This is a genomic window from Candidatus Obscuribacterales bacterium, from assembly GCA_036703605.1.
GTDB lineage: Bacteria > Cyanobacteriota > Cyanobacteriia > RECH01 > RECH01 > RECH01.
In genome coordinates, this window is sequence record DATNRH010000885.1 from 1 (window position 1) to 3,214 (window position 3,214).

Genomic DNA, 3,214 nt, shown 5'->3' on the forward strand with positions numbered 1-3,214 from the left:
CCAGATCAAACCCATCCGGCAGTGGCTCACTCGCATCACACTCCCAGGTAAGCCGATAGAGAAGCTTAGCTAACTCCGTCAAGGACGTGACCTGTCGAATCCGCAGTGGCTGAGTGATGTGCCATACAAAGTTTTCCAACCCTCTTGCGTGGTGGTTGCCACACCCAGCTAGCTCGCTGACAAACACTTGCCGGACAGATGGAATTTGCCGCCAGTCTGATTTACTCAAAGGAGCAATAGCATAAGCATCTAAGGCGTCAGTGCTAAACAGGCCATATAGGAAGGGAAGCCCGGAGGAGGCTTCATGGAGGCGCTGGTGGAGCGCTTTCTGCAGCACCCAGCGCTGAAACGGATTGGCGGCAAGCTGGCTGAGTCGCTGGAGGGCCCCCACCTCACCCTGCTGCCAGGCTTGACGAATCGCCGCTTGGGTATCCATAAAAGGGAAAACAGCTAACTCATCCCACCCAAGCGGATGCCAACGATCCCAGGGAAGCCTGACCCAACCCCCACCCTGAAGCAGATACATCGGCAGGCGCAGTGCTCCCACCCCTACGGCCACCCCTACGGCCACCCCTACGGCCATGCCACCCCAATCTGGAGGAGTCCCCTGAATGCTACTGACCAGCCCTACACAAGGAACTCCAATGAGCAACGATACCAACACAGCCGTGAGTGGAGCCATCCCGTAGAGGTTGCGATAGGCAGGTCTTGTCAAAGAACGAAAAATCCTCAATCCTGGCCCAGCAAGGTACAACACTGGATCTGCTTGGTAGAGATAACATTTCAGAGCTGTGGGGCGAAAAAAGATCCAGTAGGCTAACAGGGCATAGTGCCGTGGATTGAACAGATTGAGGCAGGCGGGCAACTCGCCGGGGTAGGTGGGAAAAGTGGGCATGGCATCATCCCTGGGTAAGGTGGCGATAGAGATCAGCGGCGGCGGTCTGGAGCTTGGCAGGGTGTCCCTGGGTTTGGTGGAAAAGCACTTCCATCTGCTCCAGGGAAAACTGGATGCCATTGTTTGCTAAACGATGGTGCAAAAAGGCTTGGGTCTCTGCCCAGCTAAACGGCACAATCGGCAACGTCCCGCAGATCCCCGCCAAGGGTGAACAGCGCATAGGGTCATCCTCAAATAACAGATCCAACGGCGAACGACTGGCAATCACCAACGTCAGCGGCGCATCCGCTCCATCCGCCAAGCCCCGCAGCTCCTCCCGCTCATCCCCCGTGAAGTTTTGCGGGTTCGTCATTTTCTCAATCTCATCCAAACACACCACATAGCGCCGCTCCCCCAGCGATCGCTTCAGCCTATAGCCCCGCAATAAACCCGGTTGCCCCAGTTCCCCACACAGCGCCTCAAAAAACTCCGCCTCATTGCGAATCATCTGCATATCCACATGGACGATCTTGGCCGCCAGTGCCCCCAGTTCCGCTGCCGCCCGATGGCGCACCATGGCCAACAGCGACGACTTCCCCACCTGGGAGTCTCCCACTAACGACAGACTCGATCCCTTCCGCAACTCCTCAAAGATGCGGCGTAGCTGCTCCTGCCGCCCAAAAAAACGAGACGGATCGCGAATGCAGCCGCGATCGCCGAAGGGATTCTCCCAACTCACCGCCGCCCGTGGCACCTGTATTGCAACGTCCCCCACCCCAGTGCGATCGCTAGGCGGAGAACCCTCTACTTTTTTGCCTGCAACGACTCCACCGCCCGCCGAATCCCCTGCACCGCATTCAGCAACGCCTCATCCCGATCGCCCCACGTCGTCACCGGCTTCGCATCCTTCGGCAACACCTGTAGCTTACTAAACGGCGATCCTGGCCAATCGCAGGGCTTCATGATGATCGGAATCACCCGCGCCGTGCCGGCCTCGTGGCGCTCCATGGCCCGCTGCATCTCCTTGTCAAAACAATAGTCTGAGTTAAGAAACCGGGGTGTAATCAACAGCAGAATGATCCCCGCCGACTCCAAGCGCGCCTTAATCTCTGTATCCCACTCTGCCCCCGCCTCAATTTGCCGATCCTGCCAGGGCTGGATCTTGCCCTGTCGCCGTAGCCCCGCTAAGTGAATGTATAGCTCATCCTTGAGAGCTTCATCTCCATGGGAATAGGAAATAAATACCTCAATCGGTTCAGTCGAGGGAGCTGGGTTCATCGGCATTGGGGCTAGGGGTTTGGGTTGGGGCGATCGCTCAGATTTTAGCAACACCGGCGTCAGATGTCCTGCAGCCCCCTCCAACTGCATCGCGCTGCAGGCCAACTGATAGGCAAAATCCACATCCCGCCCCGCTCCCAACGCATCATAAAAGCCTACGGAAAAAGCGATCGCCCCCCGATCGCCGATGGCGTCCTTCATGCCAATCACGTAGGGAATATGTTGAGCGATCGCCTGGGCCTGCACCTCTGAATAACAGCCATTCAGCACCACACAGGTAAGCTGATCTGCAAACAGGGCAAACAGAGCCGCCAACGCCGCGCCATCTACCAACTTAGCCTTGCCAGCATCATCCTCAAACACCAGCCCTGCTTCCCCTTCTCCATGTCCCGAAAAGTGAACAATCTGGGGTTGGATGTCCAACATTGCCCGCTGAATATCCCGCGGCCGCACCGCCGATCGCTGCTCTAGCCGAAACTGGTCGCGATGCTGGGCCCGCCGCAGTCCCTCTTCGATGTCCCGCAGCTCTTGGTCAAGCCGCAGGCGATCGGTATCTTTAGGATTGGCAGATAGGAATAGGATGGTTTGGGTAGAATTCATAGGGGCAGCGTTGGTGTTCAGAAAGCATCAAGCTGCCTCCAATTATGACCCGACACCTGGAAAACGTACGATGATCTGGGAGGGCGATCGCCCTTGGGTAGGCTTAAGGATTAGGGAGCGATCGCCCGCCATCACATCACAACGACCATGAACTGTTATGCTGCCATAGGTCGCTAGACCGGCTGCAATGTATCTTGGCTCAAGATCTTACAGATTCTTTCTAAGTCATCTGTGTGAGCTTGAATGAGTTTTGTGGCCTCAAGCTTCAGATTTTCAATGTTGCTATCTGTGACATTATCCATATCATCCGAGGCAGTATCCAAACTCGTTTGCAATCGGATGTAGCCATCATCGAGAAGCATATTCATTTGATAATGGGATGCATCTGCCACACCGTCAAACATACAGTCTAGCAGGGGGATTAGCCAACCAGCCTTACCCCAATTCCTTGCTTCATGATGG

4 protein-coding genes are annotated in these 3,214 nt (G+C 56.0%); all 4 read right to left on the bottom strand.

Annotated features, from left to right (window positions below):
* The coding region (locus V6D20_18155) for a hypothetical protein (GenBank protein ID HEY9817706.1) at positions 1 to 895 on the bottom strand (895 nt) is incomplete at its 3' end.
* A 4-nt stretch (positions 896 to 899) separates the two neighbouring features.
* Complete coding sequence (locus V6D20_18160; GenBank protein ID HEY9817707.1) at positions 900 to 1,649, bottom strand: AAA family ATPase; 750 nt, start codon at positions 1,647 to 1,649, stop codon at positions 900 to 902.
* A gap of 29 nt (positions 1,650 to 1,678) precedes the next feature.
* Positions 1,679 to 2,752 (bottom strand): TIR domain-containing protein, encoded by a 1,074-nt coding sequence (locus V6D20_18165; GenBank protein HEY9817708.1) that lies wholly within the window; start codon positions 2,750 to 2,752, stop codon positions 1,679 to 1,681.
* A 173-nt stretch (positions 2,753 to 2,925) separates the two neighbouring features.
* A partial coding sequence (locus V6D20_18170; GenBank protein ID HEY9817709.1) for a hypothetical protein occupies positions 2,926 to 3,214 on the bottom strand: 289 nt, incomplete at its 5' end.